The sequence below is a fragment of the Pseudomonas sp. AC112 genome (assembly GCF_979253545.1).
In genome coordinates this window covers 1,453,627-1,476,863 of record NZ_CEEDCM010000001.1, presented here as the reverse complement: position 1 = coordinate 1,476,863, position 23,237 = coordinate 1,453,627, and the positions used below count along the sequence as shown (strand labels likewise).

17 protein-coding genes and 2 rRNA genes are annotated in these 23,237 nt (G+C 59.4%); 9 read left to right on the top strand and 10 right to left on the bottom strand.

Annotation, left to right across the window (positions count from 1 at the left end):
• Positions 1 to 67: 67 nt before the first annotated feature.
• The 5 genes from AC0IYN_RS07070 (at position 68) to AC0IYN_RS07050 (ending at position 6,957) form a co-directional block, all read left to right on the top strand.
• Positions 68 to 2,959 (top strand): 23S ribosomal RNA (locus tag AC0IYN_RS07070).
• Between the two features lie 157 nt (positions 2,960 to 3,116).
• Positions 3,117 to 3,232, top strand: a 5S ribosomal RNA gene (rrf, locus tag AC0IYN_RS07065).
• 159 nt (positions 3,233 to 3,391) lie between these two features.
• On the top strand, positions 3,392 to 4,051 hold the full coding sequence (locus tag AC0IYN_RS07060; protein ID WP_025859499.1) for a paraquat-inducible protein A: 660 nt from the start codon (positions 3,392 to 3,394) through the stop codon (positions 4,049 to 4,051).
• Positions 4,038 to 4,661 (top strand): paraquat-inducible protein A, encoded by a 624-nt coding sequence (locus tag AC0IYN_RS07055; protein ID WP_034101913.1) that lies wholly within the window; start codon positions 4,038 to 4,040, stop codon positions 4,659 to 4,661. Before AC0IYN_RS07060 ends, AC0IYN_RS07055 begins: the two co-directional genes overlap by 14 nt.
• Positions 4,654 to 6,957: a PqiB family protein gene (locus AC0IYN_RS07050; protein ID WP_099493957.1), complete on the top strand. Its 2,304-nt coding sequence runs from the start codon at positions 4,654 to 4,656 to the stop codon at positions 6,955 to 6,957. The genes AC0IYN_RS07055 and AC0IYN_RS07050 overlap by 8 nt, the downstream gene beginning before the upstream one ends.
• A gap of 190 nt (positions 6,958 to 7,147) precedes the next feature.
• Here AC0IYN_RS07050 and mksF read toward each other — a convergent pair whose 3' ends face one another.
• The 3 genes from mksF to mksB are packed head-to-tail and all read right to left on the bottom strand — an operon-like array spanning position 7,148 to position 11,962.
• Positions 7,148 to 9,976 carry an Mks condensin complex protein MksF gene (gene mksF, locus AC0IYN_RS07045; protein WP_100491566.1) on the bottom strand — a complete coding sequence of 943 codons (2,829 nt, stop codon included), beginning with the start codon at positions 9,974 to 9,976 and terminating at the stop codon, positions 7,148 to 7,150.
• On the bottom strand, positions 9,973 to 10,680 hold the full coding sequence (gene mksE, locus AC0IYN_RS07040; protein WP_078046731.1) for an Mks condensin complex protein MksE: 708 nt from the start codon (positions 10,678 to 10,680) through the stop codon (positions 9,973 to 9,975). The genes mksF and mksE overlap by 4 nt, the downstream gene beginning before the upstream one ends.
• Positions 10,670 to 11,962, bottom strand: a complete 1,293-nt coding sequence (gene mksB / locus AC0IYN_RS07035) for an Mks condensin complex protein MksB (RefSeq protein ID WP_078046732.1) — start codon at positions 11,960 to 11,962, stop codon at positions 10,670 to 10,672. The genes mksE and mksB overlap by 11 nt, the downstream gene beginning before the upstream one ends.
• Positions 11,963 to 12,149: 187 nt before the next feature.
• Between mksB and AC0IYN_RS07030 the strand changes: the two genes are divergently transcribed.
• Positions 12,150 to 12,896 carry an energy transducer TonB gene (locus AC0IYN_RS07030; protein ID WP_457267956.1) on the top strand — a complete coding sequence of 249 codons (747 nt, stop codon included), beginning with the start codon at positions 12,150 to 12,152 and terminating at the stop codon, positions 12,894 to 12,896.
• Positions 12,889 to 13,341, top strand: coding sequence for a ribosomal protein S18-alanine N-acetyltransferase (rimI, locus tag AC0IYN_RS07025; protein WP_003188286.1), 453 nt, complete (start codon positions 12,889 to 12,891; stop codon positions 13,339 to 13,341). Before AC0IYN_RS07030 ends, rimI begins: the two co-directional genes overlap by 8 nt.
• Positions 13,342 to 13,452: 111 nt before the next feature.
• On the opposite strand, the gene AC0IYN_RS07020 is transcribed toward rimI, so the two are convergent.
• Positions 13,453 to 13,857 carry a serine kinase/phosphatase gene (locus tag AC0IYN_RS07020; protein ID WP_406598494.1) on the bottom strand — a complete coding sequence of 135 codons (405 nt, stop codon included), beginning with the start codon at positions 13,855 to 13,857 and terminating at the stop codon, positions 13,453 to 13,455.
• A 154-nt stretch (positions 13,858 to 14,011) separates the two neighbouring features.
• On the opposite strand from AC0IYN_RS07020, the gene can reads away from it, so the two are divergent.
• Entirely contained in the window at positions 14,012 to 14,656 is a 645-nt protein-coding gene (can, locus tag AC0IYN_RS07015) for a carbonate dehydratase (protein ID WP_010213394.1), read from the top strand.
• Here the strand turns inward: can and AC0IYN_RS07010 are convergent.
• The 5 genes from AC0IYN_RS07010 to AC0IYN_RS06990 all read right to left on the bottom strand — a co-directional run bounded on the left by AC0IYN_RS07010 (position 14,653) and on the right by AC0IYN_RS06990 (position 20,273).
• A complete protein-coding gene (locus AC0IYN_RS07010) occupies positions 14,653 to 15,174 on the bottom strand; it encodes an SET domain-containing protein-lysine N-methyltransferase (protein WP_406598493.1) in 522 nt (173 codons plus the stop codon). The genes can and AC0IYN_RS07010 overlap by 4 nt on opposite strands.
• Positions 15,175 to 15,321: 147 nt before the next feature.
• Positions 15,322 to 16,491, bottom strand: a complete 1,170-nt coding sequence (locus AC0IYN_RS07005; protein ID WP_406598492.1) for a hypothetical protein — start codon at positions 16,489 to 16,491, stop codon at positions 15,322 to 15,324.
• 122 nt (positions 16,492 to 16,613) lie between these two features.
• Complete coding sequence (gene acpA, locus AC0IYN_RS07000) at positions 16,614 to 18,314, bottom strand: acid phosphatase (RefSeq protein WP_471840908.1); 1,701 nt, start codon at positions 18,312 to 18,314, stop codon at positions 16,614 to 16,616.
• Positions 18,315 to 18,407: 93 nt separating this feature from the next.
• Positions 18,408 to 18,728 (bottom strand): hypothetical protein, encoded by a 321-nt coding sequence (locus AC0IYN_RS06995; RefSeq protein ID WP_406598490.1) that lies wholly within the window; start codon positions 18,726 to 18,728, stop codon positions 18,408 to 18,410.
• Between the two features lie 126 nt (positions 18,729 to 18,854).
• Complete coding sequence (locus AC0IYN_RS06990) at positions 18,855 to 20,273, bottom strand: short-chain fatty acid transporter (RefSeq protein WP_406598489.1); 1,419 nt, start codon at positions 20,271 to 20,273, stop codon at positions 18,855 to 18,857.
• A 185-nt stretch (positions 20,274 to 20,458) separates the two neighbouring features.
• On the opposite strand from AC0IYN_RS06990, the gene AC0IYN_RS06985 reads away from it, so the two are divergent.
• On the top strand, positions 20,459 to 21,748 hold the full coding sequence (locus tag AC0IYN_RS06985) for an MFS transporter (protein ID WP_406598488.1): 1,290 nt from the start codon (positions 20,459 to 20,461) through the stop codon (positions 21,746 to 21,748).
• A 2-nt stretch (positions 21,749 to 21,750) separates the two neighbouring features.
• Here AC0IYN_RS06985 and AC0IYN_RS06980 read toward each other — a convergent pair whose 3' ends face one another.
• Complete coding sequence (locus tag AC0IYN_RS06980; protein ID WP_214496693.1) at positions 21,751 to 23,121, bottom strand: GntT/GntP/DsdX family permease; 1,371 nt, start codon at positions 23,119 to 23,121, stop codon at positions 21,751 to 21,753.
• Between the last annotated feature and the right edge of the window lie 116 nt (positions 23,122 to 23,237).

Here is a 23,237-nt window from a genome sequence, read left to right as displayed (position 1 = left end):
AGTTGAGAAATTCGAATTTTCGGCGAATGTCGTCTTCACAGTATAACCAGATTGCTTGGGGTTATATGGTCAAGTGAAGAAGCGCATACGGTGGATGCCTTGGCAGTCAGAGGCGATGAAAGACGTGGTAGCCTGCGAAAAGCTTCGGGGAGTCGGCAAACAGACTTTGATCCGGAGATGTCTGAATGGGGGAACCCAGCCATCATAAGATGGTTATCTTGTACTGAATACATAGGTGCAAGAGGCGAACCAGGGGAACTGAAACATCTAAGTACCCTGAGGAAAAGAAATCAACCGAGATTCCCTTAGTAGTGGCGAGCGAACGGGGACTAGCCCTTAAGTGGCTTTGAGATTAGCGGAACGCTCTGGAAAGTGCGGCCATAGTGGGTGATAGCCCTGTACGCGAAAATCTCTTAGTCATGAAATCGAGTAGGACGGAGCACGAGAAACTTTGTCTGAATATGGGGGGACCATCCTCCAAGGCTAAATACTACTGACTGACCGATAGTGAACTAGTACCGTGAGGGAAAGGCGAAAAGAACCCCGGAGAGGGGAGTGAAATAGATCCTGAAACCGTATGCGTACAAGCAGTGGGAGCAGACTTTGTTCTGTGACTGCGTACCTTTTGTATAATGGGTCAGCGACTTATTTTCAGTGGCGAGCTTAACCGAATAGGGGAGGCGTAGCGAAAGCGAGTCTTAATAGGGCGTCTAGTCGCTGGGAATAGACCCGAAACCGGGCGATCTATCCATGGGCAGGTTGAAGGTTGGGTAACACTAACTGGAGGACCGAACCGACTACCGTTGAAAAGTTAGCGGATGACCTGTGGATCGGAGTGAAAGGCTAATCAAGCTCGGAGATAGCTGGTTCTCCTCGAAAGCTATTTAGGTAGCGCCTCATGTATCACTGTAGGGGGTAGAGCACTGTTTCGGCTAGGGGGTCATCCCGACTTACCAAACCGATGCAAACTCCGAATACCTACAAGTGCCGAGCATGGGAGACACACGGCGGGTGCTAACGTCCGTCGTGAAAAGGGAAACAACCCAGACCGTCAGCTAAGGTCCCAAAGTTATGGTTAAGTGGGAAACGATGTGGGAAGGCTTAGACAGCTAGGAGGTTGGCTTAGAAGCAGCCACCCTTTAAAGAAAGCGTAATAGCTCACTAGTCGAGTCGGCCTGCGCGGAAGATGTAACGGGGCTCAAACCATACACCGAAGCTACGGGTATCACGTAAGTGATGCGGTAGAGGAGCGTTCTGTAAGCCTGTGAAGGTGAGTTGAGAAGCTTGCTGGAGGTATCAGAAGTGCGAATGCTGACATGAGTAACGACAATGGGTGTGAAAAACACCCACGCCGAAAGACCAAGGTTTCCTGCGCAACGTTAATCGACGCAGGGTTAGTCGGTCCCTAAGGCGAGGCTGAAAAGCGTAGTCGATGGAAAACAGGTTAATATTCCTGTACTTCTGGTTATTGCGATGGAGGGACGGAGAAGGCTAGGCCAGCTTGGCGTTGGTTGTCCAAGTTTAAGGTGGTAGGCTGAGATCTTAGGTAAATCCGGGATCTTAAGGCCGAGAGCTGATGACGAGCTAACTTTTAGTTAGCGAAGTGGTTGATGCCATGCTTCCAAGAAAAGCTTCTAAGCTTCAGGTAACCAGGAACCGTACCCCAAACCGACACAGGTGGTTGGGTAGAGAATACCAAGGCGCTTGAGAGAACTCGGGTGAAGGAACTAGGCAAAATGGCACCGTAACTTCGGGAGAAGGTGCGCCGGTGAGGGTGAAGGACTTGCTCCGTAAGCTCATGCCGGTCGAAGATACCAGGCCGCTGCGACTGTTTATTAAAAACACAGCACTCTGCAAACACGAAAGTGGACGTATAGGGTGTGACGCCTGCCCGGTGCCGGAAGGTTAATTGATGGGGTTAGCTAACGCGAAGCTCTTGATCGAAGCCCCGGTAAACGGCGGCCGTAACTATAACGGTCCTAAGGTAGCGAAATTCCTTGTCGGGTAAGTTCCGACCTGCACGAATGGCGTAACGATGGCGGCGCTGTCTCCACCCGAGACTCAGTGAAATTGAAATCGCTGTGAAGATGCAGTGTATCCGCGGCTAGACGGAAAGACCCCGTGAACCTTTACTATAGCTTTGCACTGGACTTTGAATTTGCTTGTGTAGGATAGGTGGGAGGCTTTGAAGCGTGGACGCCAGTTCGCGTGGAGCCATCCTTGAAATACCACCCTGGCAACTTTGAGGTTCTAACTCAGGTCCGTTATCCGGATCGAGGACAGTGTATGGTGGGTAGTTTGACTGGGGCGGTCTCCTCCTAAAGAGTAACGGAGGAGTACGAAGGTGCGCTCAGACCGGTCGGAAATCGGTCGTAGAGTATAAAGGCAAAAGCGCGCTTGACTGCGAGACAGACACGTCGAGCAGGTACGAAAGTAGGTCTTAGTGATCCGGTGGTTCTGTATGGAAGGGCCATCGCTCAACGGATAAAAGGTACTCCGGGGATAACAGGCTGATACCGCCCAAGAGTTCATATCGACGGCGGTGTTTGGCACCTCGATGTCGGCTCATCACATCCTGGGGCTGAAGCCGGTCCCAAGGGTATGGCTGTTCGCCATTTAAAGTGGTACGCGAGCTGGGTTTAGAACGTCGTGAGACAGTTCGGTCCCTATCTGCCGTGGACGTTTGAGATTTGAGAGGGGCTGCTCCTAGTACGAGAGGACCGGAGTGGACGAACCTCTGGTGTTCCGGTTGTCACGCCAGTGGCATTGCCGGGTAGCTATGTTCGGAATAGATAACCGCTGAAAGCATCTAAGCGGGAAACTAGCCTCAAGATGAGATCTCACTGGAACCTTGAGTTCCCTGAAGGGCCGTCGAAGACTACGACGTTGATAGGTTGGGTGTGTAAGCGCTGTGAGGCGTTGAGCTAACCAATACTAATTGCCCGTGAGGCTTGACCATATAACACCCAAGCAATTTGACTACTCTAACGAGCATCAGATTGCGGTGTGTGAAGACGAAATGAACCGAAAGTTCGACGTTCACAAAACACCGAAAGCTATCACATACCCAATTTGCTGAAGCGAGACCATCTGGTCACGACTCAGTACCCGAATTTCTTGACGACCATAGAGCATTGGAACCACCTGATCCCATCCCGAACTCAGCAGTGAAACGATGCATCGCCGATGGTAGTGTGGGGTTTCCCCATGTGAGAGTAGGTCATCGTCAAGATTAAATTCCAGAACCCCTGTTTGCTAACGCAAACAGGGGTTTTGTTTTGGGCGGTCGAAAACTCAATCACCGCGAATCCCCCGACAAATTTGCACAGTTATTTCTGAACCAGAACACTAGAATAGGCACCTAACCTTTTTTAGAGTCCGAGCCCTACCTATGCCCGATCCGGTTGATGCCCTTGAGGTATCGGATTTACCACTGGACGACCTGGTGGCATGCCATGAGTGCGACTTGCTGATGCGCAAACCAGTGCTCGCCCTTGGCGAAAAAGCCCAATGCCCCCGTTGCGGTTACGAGCTTTATGCTCACCGTCACAATGTCGTTGAGCGAAGTCTCGCCTTGGTTCTGGCTGCACTGCTGTTGTACATCCCTGCGAACTTTCTACCCATCATGCAGCTCAATCTACTCGGGCAGTCTTCTGAAGACACCGTGTGGAGCGGCGTCGTTGGTCTGTTCGATACAGGCATGCAGGGCGTCGCTGCGGTTGTCTTCCTGTGCAGCATGGGTATCCCCTTGCTCAAGCTGCTTTGTCAATTGGCAGTGCTACTCAGCATCCGCTGGAAGGTCGGCCGCAGTTATGGACTGCTGCTGTACCGCATCTACCATCACATGAAAGATTGGGGGATGTTGGAGGTTTACTTGATGGGCGTGCTGGTGGCGATCGTGAAACTTGCCGACATGGCTTCCATCACTGTTGGCCTGGGTCTGGTCTGCTTCGTCAGCCTGCTAATGGTTCAAGTGTTACTAGAGGTGGTGATGTCGCCCCACCAGATCTGGCAAGCGTTGTCAGGGGAGGATGATCATGCGGGCGATTGATGCGGGCATTCTGATTTGTACCGAATGCCATGAATTGAACAAGCAAGAACCGGATACCGACGAGCAAACCTGTACGCGTTGTGGTGCGCTGATCCATGCCCGCCGTCCCAACAGCCTCACCCGCACCTGGGCGTTGCTGATTACGGCAGCCATTCTGTATATCCCCGCTAACCTGTTACCGATCATGACCATCAACTCACTCGGGCAGGGTGATCCCAGTACGATCATGGCCGGGGTGATCCAGCTGGTGCAGCACGGTATGTTTCCTATTGCGGCGGTCGTGTTTATTGCCAGTATCCTCGTGCCGACGTTCAAACTGGTAGGCATCGGTCTGCTACTGTTCTCGGTGCAGCGTCACCAGCCGCTGTCCGCGCAACAACGCATCGTGATGTACCGCTTTATCGAATTCATTGGCCGTTGGTCCATGCTGGATATCTTCGTGATCGCCATCCTGGTGGCGGTTGTAAACTTTGGGCGACTTGCCAGTGTCGAGGCCAATCTCGGCGCTGCAGCGTTTGCCAGTGTGGTGATCTTGACGATGCTTGCCGCAGTAACTTTCGATCCCCGACTGATTTGGGATAACACGGAGTCGGACGACGACCATGAGTGATTTGCCTAAAGCTAAAACCCGCCCAGCCTCCAACTGGTCGGCTATTTGGGTGTTGCCCCTGATTGCCCTGATCATCGGTGGCTGGCTGGGGTGGCGTGCCTATTCCCAACAGGGCATCGATATCCAGGTACGCTTTGAAAGCGGCGAAGGTATCCAGGTCAACAAAACCGAAGTGGTCTATAAAGGCATGCCAGTGGGGAAGGTCAAGGCCCTGGCCTTGGACGATGAAGGTAACAATCGCGGGGTGATTGCGACCATCGAGATGAACAAGGACGTCGAACAATACCTCAAGACCAACACCCGCTTCTGGCTGGTCAAACCGAGCGTCAGCCTCGCCGGCATCACCGGCCTGGAAACCCTGGTTTCGGGTAATTACATCGCCGCCAGCCCAGGCGACGGTGAGCCCACGCGCAAATTCAAGGCACTCTCCGAAGAGCCGCCCTTATCTGACGCCAAGCCAGGCTTGCACCTGACGATCAAGGCCGACCGCCTCGGCTCCCTGAACCGTGGTAGCCCGGTGTTCTACAAGCAGATTCAAGTGGGCCAGGTCAAAAGCTATCTGCTCTCCGAAGACCAGAGCACCGTCGAGATCAAAGTCTATATCGAACCGACCTACGCCAGCCTGGTGCGCAAACACACGCGTTTCTGGAACGCCAGCGGCATCAGCATCGACGCCAACCTCTCCGGCGTGAAAGTCCGCAGTGAGTCACTCTCCAGTATCGTCGCCGGCGGCATTGCCTTCGCCACGCCAGAGAACCGCAAGGACAGCCCACCCACTGACCCGAGCCTGCCATTTCGCCTCTACGAAGATTTCGACGCCGCGGCGGCCGGTATCAAGGTCAAGGTCAAGCTCACCGACTTCGAAGGCCTGCAGGCCGGTCGCACACCTGTGATGTACAAAGGCATCCAGGTCGGCAGCCTGAAAACCCTGAAGATTGATCCGGACCTGTCCAGCGCCAACGCGGAGCTGACCCTCGACCCACTGGCCGAAGATTATCTGGTGCAAGACACCCAGTTCTGGGTCGTCAAGCCTTCCATCTCCCTGGCAGGCATCACCGGGCTTGAAGCGTTGGTCAAAGGTAACTACATCGCCATTCGCCCGGGTGACAAAGGCAGCGCTCCCCAGCGTGAATTCGTCGCGCGCGCCAAAGCACCACCGTTGGATCTGCGTTCTCCGGGCCTGCACATGGTGCTGTTCACCGACAACCTCGGTTCCCTGGATGTCGGCAGCCCGATCCTCTACAAACAGGTCAAGGTCGGCTCGGTGCAGAGCTACCAGTTCTCGCGCAAGAACAAGCAATTGGTGATCGGCGTTCACATCGAGAAAGAATACGAAAACCTGGTCAATGGCTCGACGCGTTTCTGGAATGCCAGCGGCGTCACCCTGACCGGCGGCCTCACTGGCGGCATTCAGGTGAAGAGTGAATCCCTGGCCAGCCTGATGGCCGGCGGTATCGCCTTCGAAACGCCCGAGCCCAACGTTCCGTTGAAAAAACGCATCCCACGTTTCCGCCTTTTTGCCGACCGCGAGGCCGCTAATCAACACGGTACCCTGGTGACCATCAAGGTCGACCGCGCCGACGGCATGCGTCCTGGCACACCGGTGCGCTTCAAAGGCCTGGACGTGGGCAAGATTGAAAGTGTCGACCTCAGTGCCGACATGCAGTCGGTGTTGCTCAGTGCGCGTATCACCCAGGTGGCGGACCGCATCGCCCGCGTCGGCAGCCAGTTCTGGGTGGTCAAGCCCGAGTTGGGCCTGATGAAAACCTCCAACCTGGAAACCCTGGTCACCGGGCAATACATCGAAGTGCAACCGGCCGCGAAAAACGCCGGCCCGCAAAAGAGTTTTGTCGCGCTGGACCAGCCTCCCGAGGCCGTCCACCAGGAAGCCGGCCTGAGCCTGACACTCAGCGCCGCACGCCGTGGCTCGTTGAAGGAAGGCGTACCAGTCACCTACCGCGAAGTCACCGTGGGCAAGGTGACAGGCTATGAGTTGGGCCAAACCGCTGACCGTGTCCTGATCCATATCCTGATCGAACCCAAGTACGCACCCCTTGTGCGCAGTGGTAGTCGCTTCTGGAACACCAGTGGCTTTGGCCTCGACTTCGGTCTGTTCAAAGGCGCTACCGTGCGTACTGAATCCCTGGAGACGTTGGTTGCCGGTGGCATCGCCTTCGCGACACCGGACGGCGAGCGCATGGGCAATGCCGCCAGGCCACAACAGACCTTCCCGCTGTTCGACAAGTTTGAAGATGAATGGCTGACGTGGGCGCCTAAAATCCCGCTCGGCAAATAGGCCGAGGCGCGGCCATCGCGGGCAAGCCCGGCTCCCTCACTCGACCGCATTCCTACAGGAAAAAACTCGGTCAACTGTGGGAGCCGGGTTTGCCCGCGAAGAGGCCCTCAAGCACACAACATTATTCAAACCCATAAAAAAAGGCCGCGATCCATAAGATCGCGGCCTTTTCATGTTTCAGCGCCGTGGATTAGACCTCGTCCAACTCCGGCTCATTCATCGTCGCCTTCACCACATCGTGACGACGGATGTACTTCCAGTCCGCTTCATCGATATAGATGCCGTTCGGCCCACTGCCACCTTCCAGGTCGATCGCCACTTGGGCGGACACCTGCGGTTTCACACTGGCCAGGATTGGCACGAAGCCCAGTTGCAAACTGGTTTCCAGCAGCGCCGCCTGGTTTTTCTCGTCGATGTCCGCCGCTTCGTCGAGGTAGTACGGCAAACGCACACGCCCGGCCTGGTCGCGGTCCATCAAGTGCAGCAACAGGTACATGTTGGTCAGCGCCTTGATGGTCATGGTGGTGCCGTTGGACGCGGCACCATCGATGTCGGTATGGATCACCGGCTGGCCATGTACCTTGGTGATCTCGAACGCCAGCTCGAACAAGTCCTTGAGGCCCAACTGGTTATGGTTGGCGGCCACCAGACGCGCCAGGTATTCCTTGGCTTCTTCGTTCTTGTTGTCCTGCTCGGCGCTCTGGCTGAGGTCGAACACCGAGAGGGTTTCGCCTTCTTCGTACTGACCAGCACTGTGGATGATCTGGTCGATATGCTTGAGGGCTTCCTTGTTCGGCGCCAGTACGATGCGGAAGCTTTGCAGGTTAGAGACCTGACGCTTGTTGATCTCGCGGTTGAACAACGCCAATTGGTGCTCGAGGCTGTCGTAGTCGCTGCGAATATTACGCAGGGTCCGCGCAATGTCGGTCACCGCCGCGCGACGTGCCTTGCCCAGGGTCAGGGCCTCGTCAGTGCGGTGTGCATAAGCGTTGATCAGCAACTGCAGGCGACGCTCCACGTCATCCTCGCTGTCGAACTTGGCCACGCCCTTGAGGCGCACCTGTGCATACAGCGCTTCAATCTGGCCATCGGCGCGCAGCAAGCCTTGCCAGCTGTCCTGGTAGTCGTTGAGCAGCGGCAGCAGGTTGTCCATGGAGTCGTCGACCGGGTCCATGAACGGTGTACCGAACGGCAGGTCTGCCGGCAACAGCTGACGACGGCGCAACGCGTCATCCAGCGTGCGCTGCTTGGCTTCCATGTCGCCGATCTGACGGCCCACCAGTTGCAGCTTGGCCGACAGTTGCTGGACGCGTTCAGTGAAGGCATCACTGGAGCGCTTCAACTCATCCTGCGCCGCTTCCATCTGCGCCAGGTTTTCCAGCTTCTCGCCTTCCTCCGCGCTCAGGGTTTGTGCACGGCGGAAATCTTCGAGGGCCTTCTGCGCATCCAGCACTTGCTGGTACAGCGCCTCGGTCTGGGTCTTGCTCGCGGCGCGGTCAGAGGCGACGGCTTGCTGGGTTTTCAGCTGCTTGAGTTCTTTTTCCAGGCGCTCTTTCTGGTCGCGCAATGCCGCACGATCCGCCAAGGCCTGCAAAGCTGGCGGCTCGATGTGGGAAATGTCGATGGACAGCCCCGGCACCTCAAAGCGTTCGCCCTTGAAGCCATCAAGGATCTGCTCCAGGGATTTGACCCACTGGCCATCCTCGTCCAGCGTGATGCCATGCTCGCCCAATGGCAGGCTGAACAACGAACTGTTGAACAGGCGCATCAGACGTTCGACGTCCTGCTGCGAGAACTCTTCCCGCAACTTGGCGTAGCTGTTGTTGTCGGCGTGGTCGAGTTGCTGCTTGACCGACTTCAAGCGCTTTTCAAGGTCGCGCAAACGCTCGTCCAGATCCTCGGCGCTGAACTGCCGCGACTGCGCCAGGGCGCCCGCCAGTTCATCGTGCGCGTCCTTGGCTGCCAGCAGTTGTTGCTCCAGCACCTTCACGTCATCCACCAACGCAAAGCGGTGCTTGAGCACCGACAGCTCGCCCAACCAGCGTTGGATACCGCTGATCTCACGCTCCAGGCGCATCAGCTCCTGAGTGCCGCCGCGTTGGTCGTTCTGCAGTGCGTCCTGCTCGTTGCGGTAGTGCTCGGCCTGGATGGTCAGCTCTTCCTTGCGTGCACTGGCGTAGTCCGACCAGGTGCCCAGCAACGAATCCAGCAGCGGCGACAGGCGATGCAATTTACCGCGCAACACGTCGCGTTGGCGTACACCATTGGACAGCGCCTCAACCAGCGGGCCGGCGGCGACCAGGGAGTTGTAGTCCTGCTCCATGCGCCTTACATCGCGGAAGGCTTCTTCGCACGCGGCGATGTAATCGACACTGCCGGAACGCAAGCTGTGTTCGAAGGCATCGAGGAACAATTGCTTGAGCTTGGCCGCGGTGATTTCGCGCATGTGCAGCAGGTTGATAAACAGCGCGCGGAAGGTCTTCAGGCTCTGCTCGCTGGTAGAGCGCAGGGGAATCAGCGTGAGGTCCAGCGGGATCGACGTGTGGCCGCCCACCAGCAAACGACGCAGTTCATCCGGCTTGAGTTCGTAGGCTTTCAGGCCTTCGCGCTCAAGGTTAGTGAACAGCTCTTTCTGACGCAGGCAGGTGTCGTTTTTCTGGTAGTGAGCCAAATCCAGCTTGCCCGCATAGGCAAAGAACTGGTGACCGAAACCACCGCCCGGGCCGCGTCCGACCACGCCGATTACGTGCGGGCCGTGGGGCAGGGAGACTTCGACAAGGATGTAGCTGGTGTCGGTGGCGAAGTAGAAGCGCCGCGATTGTTCCAGGGTGTACTTGCCGAAACTCATGTCCGACATGCGCGCCAGGATCGGGAACTGCAAGGCGTTGATCGACGCGGATTTACCCAGGTTGTTCGCGCCATACACCGACAGCGGTTCTTCCAGCGGGAACAAGCCCAGACTGTAACCGGCCGTGTTCAATAGGGCGAAGCGGCGGATGCCGTAGCGTTCCTTGCTCATGCATCGGTCTCCTGTTCTTCGGCAATCGCACGGGCCAGTGCGTCTTCTTCGCTTTCATCCGCGAAGTCGCTCAAGTCGAGTGGGTCATCGGTTTTCAGCAACTTCTCATCGCTGTCTTCGTCGATGATTACCGGTGCCGGCAGCGGCAACACGCTGTGCACGCTGGCCGCCAGGTCGCGGTCTTGCTGCACCGATAGGCACACATCGAGGAAGCGGTGCATCGGCGGGAGGAAGCGGTACACGCCGTTGTCTTCGCTGGCAAAGCCCAGCTGGGTCATGCGGCGCATGATTTTTTCTTCGAGTTCTTCCTGGGTCTGCACCTCGGCCTGGATAAACAGGTCGCGGTACTTCTCCAGCAGCGACGGCAGCTCATCACGGCCCAGGCTGCCACCGTCGAGCACGGCAATCGGGTCGCGGCCCTGGTCGGCCAGGTGCTCGACGATGATGAAGGTGAACAACGCCAGGCGCTGGGCGGTCTTGTTCACCTGCGCGCTGGCGATGGCGGAGTCCGGCACGAAATAGTAGAAACCCCGTGTATCGCAGACCAACTCAAAGCCCAAGGCCCTGAACAGCGTGCGGTACTGGTCCTGGAAGTTCGACAGTTGCGCGTACAGCTCCGGGTCGCGGCGGCTGACGTGGTAACCCTTGAACAGCTCGCGAAAGATTGGCGCCAGCTGGGACAGTTCGGATAGATCAAGATGCATGCGAAGTCCTTACAGAAGCGGTGCTCGCAGAATTCTCGGCGGCGTCGGGCGTGGCCGGGAGCAGGGCGAACGAGCGCAGGCTGACCTGGTGCTCGTGTGTGTGGTAATCGCGACGCTCCAGGCGTTCGCGCTTGAAGCGTTTTTCGCGAGACAGCCGTGAGAACCAGTACAGCAATTCGTCGGTAGCACCGTCCGGTTCCTGCTCCAGCAACCAGGTCATCAGGTCTGGCATCGGCAGTGCGTCTTCGCAACGCTCGAGCATCTCCTTGACCGTGCGCGGTGCGCGCTGGGCGTCGCCCTTGTGGGATTTGTGCGCCTTGGGGAACCGTGCCGGTTTCGGCTCGAAATTCGCCAGGGCATACACGTACGCCTCGACTTGGCTGGCACTGCCGAGAAAGGTACTTTGCGGCCGGGTAAACATTGGCATCGCCGCTTGCGGTACCGCGTCCAGGCCTTTGCGGCGGATGGCCGACAAGGCCAGCGCCGCGCCACGGGTCACGGCGTTGTGCCGGCGCGCTTCTTCGCGCAGCGGCAGCAGCAGCTCGCGGGCATGGCGCAGGGTCAGTTGGGCGCTGGTCTGCATTTCGAGGATGCGTGCATGGGTGCGCAGCAGCATGTCGTCGTCCACCAAGTGGCCGAGGCGCTGTTGCTCGGTGAGCATGCGCAGCAGCACGTTCTCTACCTTGCGTACGCCCTGCTCGAAGGCGCCGTCGGCGTTCACCAGCTGGATCATGGGTTCGACGTATTCGTCCCAGGTCGCCAATACCTCGGCATAACGCTGGCGCAGCGGGATCTGCCGATCGCTGGTCTTGGCCCGGTCGGCCACGGCGGCGAGGGCCTGCTCGTCGTTGGCAAGCTTTTTCAGCACGTCGCGCACGCGCATATCCAGCAGGCGCAGTTGGCGGGCCAGGTCGTGGCCATCACGGATGTCGAAGGCGTCCTGGATATAACCGGCCAGGCGCTCAAGGTGGCGCAGGTAGGCTTCGATTTCCAGGCACAGGCCAAGCCGGTGCTCCTTGCGCAGATAGGCCAGGAAGTCGTGGATCTGCGCGTTGAGCTCGAAACGGTTCGGGCTCTTGGCGACAGGCACCAGGATATCCAGGCGAATCCACACGTCCAGCAGGCTGGTGATGTCCTGGGGCGTGCTGTCCAGTTGTTGGGCGGCCAGTTGTGCGCGCAGCTCGCCCAGGCTCAGGGTGCCTTGGTCGAAGTGTTCGCACAGTGGCTCAAGTAAGGCCCAGTGTTCGGCGAGGGCGCGCAGGACGCGCTTGGGTTCGATCATGGGAATGGCCGGCTGGTTGGCGATTAAAAGTCGCGATTGTACTGCATCGGACGCGGGATTTATCCACAGCCGGTCAGTACGCAGTGGGCGATTGTTACCGAACAGCGGTAGAATCCCCGCTCTTTAGTTATCCACAAGTGGCCGAGCTGTGCTTATCGAGTCCCGACGTCGCGCTTACTTGACCGCCATGCAGGTGGTCAACTGGCTGCCCCGCACCGAACTGCCGTTTGCCGCGCCGTCGCGGCCGGAGCTGTTGCAGGCGCTTGAGCCCTACGAGGCGTTCGAGTCGTCGGGGGAAGAGGCGGCCGCACCCGTGGCGGTGGTCAAGCCCACCCCGCAAACGCGCCCGGTGCTGGAACGGGCGAAGATCGAAGTGCCGCGTCCCGCGCCAGTCACCAAGGCGGCCAAGGTGGTCGAAGAGGCTGCGCCGGTGGTCAAGGCCCCGGTGGTGCCGCCACCGCGTTTTGCCCTGCAATTGCTGCGGGCCGGGCGCTGCCTGCTGCTGGTGGAGTTGCCGACCGGCGAACGCTTCCAGACCCGCGACCCCGCCTACATGCTGCTAAAAGACATGCTGCGTGCCGCCGGCCTGCCCGACAGCCCGCAAATCGTCGGCGACCCGGTGCGCTGGCCGCTGCTGGTGCGCGGCAACATGGACCAGGGCCCGGAGGCCGCGAGGGATTTTGTGCAAGGATTTGTATCGGCGCGCCTGGAGGACGAACCCTGTGTGTGTCTGTGGCTGATCGGCCTGCCCGCCGTGCGATTTGCCGGCGAAGCCAACGCCGAAGCCTGGTACCGCGAACTGCAGGTCGAAAGCCTGGGCTCGGTATGGGCCCTGCCGGGCCTGGAATTATTAATGGAAGAGCCACAGCGTAAGGCTGATGTCTGGCAAGCCATGCGCCGGCTGATGGCGCGCTGGAAAACGACCGATGAGTGAGGCTTTATCCTTCCGCCCGATGACCGAGGCCGACCTCGACGCCGTGCTGAAAATCGAATACGCGGCGTTCAGCCACCCCTGGACCCGTGGGATATTTCTCGACGGGTTGGGCAAGTACCAGATCTGGCTGATGTTTGAAGGTGAACAGCAGGTGGGGCATGGCGTGGTGCAGATCATCCTCGACGAGGCTCACCTGCTGAATATCACCGTGAAGCCGGAAAACCAGGGCCGCGGCCTCGGCCTGGCGTTGCTGGAACATCTGATGTCCCGCGCCTATGCCGCCAATGCTCGTGAATGCTTCCTGGAAGTGCGCGACAGTAATACCGGCGCGTTTCGCCTGTATGAGCGTTATGGCTTCAATGAAATTGGCCGCCGCCGCGACTATTACCCCGCCGTCGGTGGCCGCGAAGATGCGGTCGTAATGGCCTGTACCCTGGTCGATTAAACACCGTCCAAAACCGTAGGAGCCCGGCTTGCCGGCGATGGCGTCCTAGAGGTCGCCATCGCCGGCAAGCCGGGCTCCTACAGGTCATTGTTCACGGCGGACGATGTCGTCTCAGCGATTGCCGTCGACGGGATCAATGTCGGCCAACTCGGCCTCATCCAGGCCATTGCCGCCGCCAATTTCATCTTCATCGACGATACTCAGGTCCCAATCCGCCTGCTCGCCTTCACCGGCTTCCCGTGCATCGCGCGCGCCATCTTCATGGATCAACGTTTCGGGGCTCATGTCATCGTCGGTCGACTCGTGATCCTCAGTCGATGCACCGGTCATCCCGGCCTCTCGCACCCGTTCGTCGGGCATCAGGTGCTCGCGTTCGCGGGGTGGGATCTCATCGCCAATTTCCGCCGTCGGCTCTTCCTGGTCAAAATCCAGCTCACGCATCGAACCCATGCGATCTTCGTTGTCATCAATGGGTTCGGGCTGCGTAGCACCGTAGGGACGTCGTGATTCAGTCATGGCCAATCCTCATACTGTGGGGCTTATAGTGTGTGGACAGGCTGCGCGGCCTAAAGATTCAAGCTAATTCACGCTTGTTATTCACCGGCAGGGCGTGACCTGGACGAAGGGTTGTCAGTCACAAAACTGCGCATCATTCCTGAGGCTTTCCCTGATGAACGAACTACAAGACCTGCTTGATAACAACGAACGCTGGGCGGACGCGATCAAACAGGAAGATCCCGAATTCTTCGCCAAGCTCGCCCGCCAGCAAACTCCGGAATACCTGTGGATCGGCTGTTCCGACGCGCGGGTACCGGCCAACGAGATCGTCGGCATGCTGCCCGGTGATCTGTTCGTACACCGTAACGTGGCCAACGTGGTGCTGCACACCGACCTCAACTGCCTGTCGGTGATCCAGTACGCGGTGGACGTGCTCAAGGTCAAACACATCCTGGTCACCGGCCACTATGGCTGTGGCGGCGTGCGCGCGTCGATGCAAGACCGTCAGTTCGGCCTGATCGATGGCTGGTTGCGCACCATTCGTGACCTTTACTACGAAAACCGCGACTTGCTGGCCCAGCTGCCGACAGAAGAAGAGCGCGTCGACCGCCTGTGCGAGTTGAACGTGATCCAGCAAGTGGCCAACGTCGGTCACACCAGCATTGTGCAAAATGCCTGGCACCGTGGTCAGAGCCTGTCTATCCATGGCTGCATCTACGGCATCAAGGATGGCCGCTGGAAGAGCTTGAACACCACCATCAGTGGCTTCGAGCAGTTGCCGCCGCAATATCGCCTGCGCCCGCTGGGTGAAGCCTAAGGGCGTTTGCGCTCGCGCCACTGGGCCATGAATGCCTGGCCCTCGGCGCTTAGCAGCTCGTCGTGACCGGTAATCCAGCCCCGGCAGTTCAGCTCGCCGCATTGGCAAGCGAACTGCCGGAACAGCACGTCTTCGGTCATGGCGTAATCCATGCTCAGCAGCTCGCCTGGATGGATGTCACGCAAGGCCCAGACCTCCAGGTAGTGCAGGTCGAGAAACACATTCGGTTTGCATGAATGTGAAAACAGGCCACTGAACCAACAGTCGTAGAGGTGGGTGCGCGACGATAGCTGCAAGGTGTGCAGGCGTCGCTCGTTCAGGGCATAGCCGGAGATTTTGGCGATGCACACACGGCTGTCAAAGGCCGTGCGAGCCTTGATTCCGACCCCCACGCCTTCAATGTTCTGCACCACTTCGAATTGCTCGCCCGAAGGGTAGCCCGGTCCGAGCGTGGACTTGAAAGGGTAAAGGCAGTCACTCACAGCAGTTTTAGCCTTATCCATGGCCTGAGTTTTCATAACTCTCCTGGTTTAGGCTGCATCGACCTGCGGGTGGTGTCTGACTACCAGTCTTGCAGCTGATGAACGCCGCTCAAGACTCGCTGAAGATGGTGCCGATTTCTACTGTCAATGTTGACAGTAGAAATCGACGGTTTTTTGTGCGAACTACAGCGCCGGGGCCGCAATGGCTGGGGTGGGGGCGGCATTCTTGAGTTGTTTCAACTGCGTCTTGATGGCGGGCGTGGCGCATTTTGCGTTTGCCTCCTCCGGGGACAAGTTGCGCACCGAGGTATAAAACAACTCACAGGTCTGCTCCTTGCGTGTGACTTGCCAGGTGTTCATGCATGCCTTGAGCAATACATTCGGATCGCTTGCTGGTTTCTGGCCCATCCCGGCCTGCCAGCACGCGGCGCTCAGATCCTGGCCCATCACCTTCAAACCGGCCTCATCGGCTTTCTGCTCGTTACCGTCGTAGGTGTCGGGGCTTGCGGCATACCAAATGTAACTTGGGTGGTTAGCGCCCAGCACCGACACGCTTTGGCCCGGTGTCGGGCTGATCTGCGCCAGGCTCAGCACGTTCACGGTCTGCCCGTATTGCTGCTTGATCCAGCTACGCACCGGCGCGCCGAACGCGACCATGGGCAAAGCGCCTTTGGCCGACAGGCTCAGTTCCTGGACCATGCGCGTCTGGTAATCGGTGAAATAGCTGTAGACGGTTTCCAGGTCCTTGCCTGCGTTGGATGGCGCGGCAATGGGCGCGATATCGATGATGGTCTGGTAAGCCGGGGTTTCAGTGGCCGGGATGCCGTTTTCCGTGAGCAAGGTAGCCCAGCGGTCTGTGGTGGCCGATTCCAGGTAATCCTGGGCCTGGGTCAGGGAATAATCCGGCGGGAAATGCAGCAGCTCGATGCTTCTACGGTTTTCCAGGGCCATGCCCAGCGGCAGGAACAGGTACCAGTTATAGGCCCACTTGCCATCGCTGTTGAGCTTGCTGGCGCCTTGGTAGGCCAGGTCGGCGGTATTGAGCAACGTGGTCAGGGGTTGGCCATAGCTCTCCGGTACCCCGCTGAACGTGGCGGATACTTGCCCGTCACGGGTCTTGACGCTGACTTTCGCCCGACTGTACCCATCCCGTTGCAGGCTCTGGTTCAGATAGTGCTCGGCAGTCTGTTCCAGCGTCCATGGCCGAAAGCAGATCACGTTGCAGTTATTGGGGTAGGCGAACAGTTGGGTCACACGCTGCGTGTTCCCCAGCGGCACCTCGATGTCGGCCTGTACGACCGCACTCGCCATCAGTGCGGCCAGGGTGAAGGACAGCCTGGTCGGTTTAAACATGGTTGTTTCCTTGTCAGCGAAAGCCCGTCTGCGCGGGATGAAAGCCCACCTCCACACAGTAGCGGCTGACCAGGAAAGCCGCGCACTAAATCACCCGGCGTGTCGCTATTGGATAAGAAAACCTACAGGATGAATTGCAAGGCATTGCTCAAGTCCCCCATGGGCTTCTGGCCACGGGCGATCATGGCGTCATCCCGCTGCTTGAGGCCGTCCAGGGTCTCCAGCTTGAACACCCGGGTGATCAAACGCAGGATCGAGGCGGTGTCGTACACCGTATGGTCCACCGTGCCCTTGCGTGCGAACGGCGACACCACAATTGCCGGGATCCGTGTGCCTGGCCCCCAACGGTCGCCTTTGGGCGGTGCCACGTGGTCCCACCAGCCGCCGTTTTCATCGACGGTCACCACCACCACCATATTTTTCCACTGCGGGCTCTCTTGCAGCACTTTCAGGGCGCGGGCGATATGGCGGTCGCCGGAGGCCACGTCGGCGTAGCCAGCATGCATATTCAGGTTGCCCTGGGGCTTGTAGAAGGTCACCGCGGGCAGTTTGCCGGCTTGGGCGTCGGCGAAGAACTTGTTGGTACTGGACTCATCCCCCAAACCGCCATCGCGCAGGCGCTTTTTACGCTCGGCGCGATTCTCCGGGCCCTGCTGCTTGAAGTAGTTGAATGGCTGGTGGTGATATTGGAAGTTAGGAATCTTCGGGATACCGCCCGAATCCTTGAACTGCTCCAAGGTGGCTTGCCACGCGCCGGCGTACCAGGCCCAGTCGACATTCTTTTTCGACAGCTTGTCGCCGATGTGTTCGTGGGTTTGCGGCACCAATACGTTGGGCAGGTCGGGCTTGGAGTAATCCGGGTTTTCCGGGTCGCGGATCCAGGTTGGCCAGTAGGGTGGGGCCAGGGTGTTCACGCCGTAACCGTCCGGGGTCAATGCACTAGGGCCGAACTGTGGCGGGCCGGTCATGGCGCTGGCCGGGGACTTGTCCAGCGGCTTGAGGCGCGGGTCGGTGGGGTCATCGCTTTGCAGCGTGGCGATCTGCGCCTTGGCCACCGATTGCGCGGCATTCGGGTAGAACGGCGCGGTGGCGCTGATCAGGTATTGATGGTTGAGGAACGAGCCACCGAACGCGCCCTGGAAGAAGTTATCGCACAGCACAAACTCCTTGGCGACGTCCCACAGGCGCAGGGAGTACCGGCTCTGGGCGTAGTGGCCCATCACCAGGCCACCGGAATCCGCCCAGGCGACGAAACCGTCGTTCTTGCCGCCATTGATCTGCATCTGGTTCTGGTAGAACACGTGCCACAAGTCGCGGGTGACCAGGCTCAGGGGCAGGTCTTCGGCGTTGGGCCCCTTGAGGGCGAACGGCGCGTTGGGCAGGTTTTCCTGGAATTGCACCTCGCTGGGGTAGGTCACCCCGTCCACCGTTTGCGGGCCGACTTGCAATACGCCGCCCCAGGCGGGAGGCAGGGTGCTCAGCACGCTGGCGTCGCGGTCGCGTTGCTGGGAGTCGGCGGCAGAAAGCGCCGACAGTGGTTTCTCTACACCAGGGAAATCTGCAAACAAATTGTTGAAGCTGCGGTTCTCGGCATAGATCACCACCACGGTTTTCACCTGGTCGTGCAAGGCCTTGTCCAGCTCTTGCGGCGTCAGTGGCCGCGCCACCGGCTTGCCCGGTACTTCGCCGGTATTGCCGCAGGCACTCAGGGTCGCACCGACCCCCAACACCGCCGCGCCTCCCAGGAAACGCCGGCGGCTGGTGTCGACGGGCGGTTGGTCGGCGGAATCGGGGACAGGGCGGTCTTCGTGCTCGTCACTCATTGCGGGGAGTCCTTGGCGAGTTGTTGCAAGATATTTCGCAGGACGGTAGCAACGGAATGTGACGGAACGAAGACAGCGATTTGAATCGGAGTATTACAGCAGACGCAGTGCCAACTGGCTGCCGGCACGTAGGTACTCCACCTGGGCCGTCACCGCATCTTTGACGATGGCCTCGCCCGTATCGGTCAGCTTGGCCTTTTTGGCATCGATCACGCTGGTCTGCAATAACTGCATGGCCACGTCCATCGATTTTTGAAAGGCGGTCACGTTGTTGTGCTGGCCGAACTCTTTGATAACGGCCGCCATGCGACGATCGGCATCGTCTCGCAAGGCCCTGTACTCAGTGAACGACACGTTGCCGTCCTGGTAAATATCAGTGATCAACTCTTCCAGTGATTTGGATAGGGGCGTCATCGGAGTTTCCTTGGTGCTAGGTGAGTAGGAGTCCGAGTCAGGTTAATCAAAGGTGTGGGCGAGAGGAGTCGGGGGTTGCCGTTGTCTGGAGTAGGACAACCCCACGCGTTACATCAGAAGGTGCTTTTAAGGCATCACCGGCGGCAAATACGTCAACGTCGTCCCCAGCGCCCACAGCAGGAACAACACCAGCGGGGTGTGCACCAGCAACTGCACGAACGAGAACCCGATCAAGTCCCGCGCCTTCAAGCCCAACACCCCCAGCAACGGCAGCATGTAGAACGGGTTGATCAGGTTCGGCAGCGCTTCGGCTGCGTTGTAGATCTGCACCGACCAGCCCAGGTGGTATTGCAGGTCATTGGCCACCTGCATCACATACGGCGCTTCGATGATCCACTTGCCGCCGCCCGACGGGATAAAGAAGCCCAGCACTGCCGAGTACACACCCATCAGCAGCGCGTAGGTGTCGTGGGAGGCGATGGAGGTGAAGAAGGTCGAGATATGGTGCGCCAGGGTCTGGCCGTCACCGCCCTTGACCACGGTCATCAGCGCGGCGATCGAGCCGTACAGCGGGAACTGGATCAGTACGCCTGTGGTGGTCGGAACGGCACGGGCCACAGCATCGAGGAAGCTGCGCGGGCGCCAGTGCAGCAGGGCACCGGTCATGATGAACAGGAAGTTATAGGTGTTCAGCCCCGAGATCGCGCTGATCGCCGGCTTGGTCGAAAACTCATGGAAGAGCCAGCCAGCCGCCAGCAGCGCCAGCAGGATAGTCAACAACGGGCTGTGTTCCAGCCATTCACCCGGGCGGGTGGGAGCGTGCAGCTTGGGCAGGTTGAAGGCCGGGTCGACCCCGCAAGCCTTAGCATCGCGGGCGCTGTTCGGGCCGGGTGCGGTGGCATAGGCGATGATCAGCGACACCACGATCAACGCCAGCAAGAGCACGCCGGATTGCCACAGGAAAATGGTGTCGGTGAAGGGGATCACCCCCGTGATCGACAGAATCGACGGCGGCAAGCTGGCCGGGTTGGCCTGCAACTGCGCGGCCGACGACGACAACCCCAGCGCCCACACGGCGCCAAGGCCCAGATAGGCCGCAGCCCCGGCCGCGCGATAATCCATGCGCAAATCGGTGCGACGCGCCAATGCCCGCACCAGCAAACCGCCAAACACCAAGGACAGGCCCCAGTTCAACAATGAGGCAACCATCGAGATCAACGCCACCCAAGCCACGGCGGAGCGTCCGTTCTTGGGGATACGCGCCAGGCGGTCAATCAGTTTCACCGCAGGCGGCGAACTGGCGACCACATACCCACCAATCACCACGAAGGCCATCTGCATGGTGAATGGAATCAGGCTCCAGAAGCCATCGCCGAAGGCTTTGGCCGCTTCGGTCGGCGCGGCGCCCATGCCCAGGGTTGCGACGGCGACGATGATCACGGCGAGGGCGGCAAACACCCAGGAGTCTGGAAACCAGCGTTCGGCGAAGTTGGAACAGCGCAGGGCAAATCGGGCATAGCGGCTTTCTTCGATAGCATCGGCCACGAGTCTTTCCTCTTGTATTTATTATGGTGTTGGCAGTTTTACGGCATGTTCCGCTACGGCCATTGATATGGGAATGCAGTTATCTTCATCGATCCATGAGGAAAACAAATATATCTGCCGTGATTGCCTTCAATGGGCTCAGCTCATAACCTGCACGCCATTTTGTTTGTCTGCCGAGCCATCACATGACTGCCACCTTTTCCCCACGGGCGCAGCGTTTTTCCCGCTCCGACTACAAAACCCTGGGCCTGGCCGCCCTGGGCGGTGCCCTGGAAATCTACGACTTCATTATCTTCGTGTTTTTCGCGCTGACCTTAAGCCAGCTGTTCTTCCCGCCGGAAATGCCCGAGTGGCTGCGCCTGTTGCAGAGCTTTGGCATTTTCGTCACCGGCTACCTGGCACGCCCGTTGGGCGGCATCCTGATGGCGCACTTTGCCGATCACCTGGGGCGCAAGCGCGTGTTCAGCCTGAGTATCCTGATGATGGCGTTGCCCTGCCTGCTCATCGGGATCATGCCCACCTATGCGCAAATCGGTTATTTCGCCCCGCTGATCCTGCTGGCGCTGCGCGTGCTGCAAGGCGCCGCAGTGGGCGGTGAAGTGCCCAGCGCCTGGACCTTTGTCGCCGAGCACGCCCCCACCCACCATCGCGGCTACGCCCTGGGGTTCCTGCAAGCCGGACTGACCTTCGGCTACCTGCTCGGCGCACTCACCGCGACCCTGTTGGCGCAAGTCTTCACCCCGGCCGAAATCCTCGACTATGCCTGGCGCTTTCCCTTCCTGCTTGGTGGCGTATTCGGTGTGATCGGCGTGTGGCTGCGCCGCTGGCTCAGCGAAACCCCGGTGTTCCTCGAAATGCAGGCCCGCCGCCAGGCCGCTGCCGAACTGCCACTGCGCACCGTGCTGCGTGACCACCGTGCCGTGCTGCTGCCTGCGATGATCCTCACCTGCGTGCTCACCTCCGCCGTGGTGGTGCTGGTGGTCATCACCCCGACCATGATGCAGAAAACCTTTGGCATGAGCCCCAGCCACACCTTCGCCTTGAGCGCCCTGGGCATCGTGTTCCTGAATATCGGCTGCGTACTGGCTGGCCTGCTGGTCGACCGCATCGGCGCCTGGCGTGCGGTGCTGGTCTACAGCCTGTTGCTGCCGGTGGGGGTCGGCATTTTATACGCCAGCCTGATCAACGGCGGCGTCTGGCTGGGGGCGGCGTATGCGCTGGCGGGACTGAGTTGTGGCGTGGTGGGCGCGGTGCCGTCGGTGATGGTCGGCCTGTTTCCGGCGCACGTGCGGGTGTCAGGGATATCCTTCACCTACAACATTGCCTACGCACTGTGGGCGAGTACCACGCCGTTGTTGCTGATTGCGCTGATGCCGACCAGCCCGTGGATTTGCGTGGGGTATTGCGTGGTGATGGGGGCGGTGGGCGTGGTGAGTGTGGCGCTGTTTGGAAAGCGCCACACCTTGGCTGCCTAGTTTCAGGTCAAGAAGTGCCACATCAACAACGTACCCACCAACCCCACCACTGACACGATGGTCTGCAACACCGACCACACCCAGATCGTCTGTTTCAACTGCAGGCCAAAGTACTCACGCACCATCCAGAACCCGGCGTCGTTGACGTGGCAGAAGAACACCGAGCCGGCGCCAATCGCCAGTGCTACCAGCGAACTCTGTGTCGCGGCAAGCCCGGCCATCATCGGTGCGAGGATGCCGGCGGTCGTGGTGGTGGCGACGGTGGCCGAGCCGGTGGCCTGGCGCAGCGCAACTGCAATCAGCCACGCGAGTAACAGGTAGGGCATGTGTGCGCCTTCGGCGACCTTGCTGATGGTCTGGCTGACGCCGGCGTCCAACAGGGTCTGCTTGAGGCCGCCGCCGGCGCCGATGGTCAGCAGCAACACGGCGATGGGGGCGAGGGCTTTGCGCAGGGTGTTGCCAACGTCCGCACGTGGCATGCCGGCGGCCCAGCCCAGGCAGATCACGGCGGCAATCACGGCCAGGCCGAGGGCGATCAACGGCTCGCCGAGGAACTTCAAGGTCAGGCCCACGGTGCTTTCGGCCGGCAGCGCTACCTTGGCCAAGGTGCTGCCGAGCATCAGGATCACCGGTAACAGAATGATCAGCAGCGACACGCCGAAACTCGGCTGGCGCGGCGCCTTGGGTGGCGCACTGAACAGCGCGCCAATGTCGGCCGGTTCATCCACATGCAGGCGCTTGGACAGCCAGTTGCCGTAGATCGGGCCCGCCAGGATCACCGCCGGCACCGCCAGGCAGAAGCCCAGCAACATGGTCAGGCCGAGGTCCGCATGCAACGCGCCCACTGCAATCAGCGGCCCCGGATGCGGTGGCATCAGGGCGTGCAGGGTGGTCATGCCCGCCAGTGCCGGGATGGCGATTTTCAGCAGCGGCTGGTTCGAACGCTTGGCCATCACAAAGATGATCGGCACCATCATCACCAGGCCCACTTCGAAGAACAGCGGCAAGCCGATCACCATGGCCACCAGCGCCATTACCCACGGCAAAGACTTGCCCTTGCCCAGCCCGAGCAGGGTGGTGGCAATGCGGTCGGCCGCGCCGGATTCGGCCATCAGTGCGCCGAGCATTGAGCCCAGGGCGATGATGATCCCCGCTTCACCGAGGATGGCCCCGGCGCCTTTGCTGAACGCCTTGGCCACCTCTTCTGGCGGCAGGCCGGCGCCGACTCCGGCGATAAAGGTGCCAATCAGGATCGACAGGAACGGCGGTAATTTGGTCGCGCTGATCAGCACAATGATGCTGGCGATGGCCAGCAGTACACAGAACATAAGGCGGGTGTCGTGGACCATCCACGCGGCAGTCGATAACTCCAAAACGGGACTCCTTATCGAACAGGTTGGGAAAATTGTTTCTTTTTGTTTCCTGTCCGAAAAGCATACCTGATAGAACCGTTGCAGAGCGCTCGTGTGCGATTTTGGTGCGCCAAAAA